This is a genomic window from Bartonella sp. CL63NXGY (assembly GCF_042194905.1).
Lineage (GTDB): Bacteria > Pseudomonadota > Alphaproteobacteria > Rhizobiales > Rhizobiaceae > Bartonella.
The window spans coordinates 374-708 of sequence record NZ_JBHINK010000094.1 but is presented as its reverse complement, the minus strand read 5'-3'; the positions used below and the strand labels follow the sequence as shown (position 1 = coordinate 708).

Below are 335 nucleotides of genomic sequence, written 5' to 3'. Positions count from 1 at the left end.
GACCATTTGTTGTTGCTTCTTGGTCAGTTTATTAAATGGCTTATCCATATCAATCTTGACGGACTGACAGAATTGTTCCAATAAGCTGGGGTAGTATTGCGAAGAGATAGGATTCCAAGGCACTAATGCACCTTCCCGTAATGTTTTCGAACGGTCAGGGATTACTAAATCAATATCAACTTCCAACTTGGAACCAAGACCCTCACATTCCGGACAAGCACCAATTGGAGCATTGAAAGAGAATAACCGTGGTTCCAACTCTCCAACCGTGAAGCCACAAATTGGACAGGCATATTGTTCAGAAAATGGAATTGGTTGACCCCCAATTAAATATG

General features: G+C 41.8%; 1 protein-coding gene. It reads right to left on the bottom strand.

Features of this window, described 5'->3' with window-relative positions; translation table 11 throughout:
* Positions 1 to 258: hypothetical protein (locus ACFIK0_RS09420; protein WP_375663913.1), on the bottom strand; the 258-nt coding region annotated here is incomplete at its 3' end.
* Positions 259 to 335: the final 77 nt, after the last annotated feature.